Below are 290 nucleotides of genomic sequence, written 5' to 3' on the forward strand. Positions count from 1 at the left end.
CCCTTCATGAAATTAGTTCATTACTATGGCTTCTGCTGACTTCTTGCGATAAACCTTTTTCGACTGTACATCCGTACATCCGCAAGACCTCCCAGGGTAAGACACCTATCTTTCCTCTTTTACTCGCCTGATTTACTCTACAAAGTTACGCACATCTTTTGGACTTTAACTTGTTTAGGAGTTTAATCCCTTTATAGAGCCTTAGTATCAGATTCCTGTTTGTCGAGCCAAGATTTTATTCCACGCTTCCTCCAGCCCTTACCTCACGATAAGTACCTTGCGCTTCCTTA

It is taken from the genome of Peribacillus muralis (assembly GCF_001439925.1).
Taxonomy (GTDB): domain Bacteria; phylum Bacillota; class Bacilli; order Bacillales; family DSM-1321; genus Peribacillus; species Peribacillus muralis.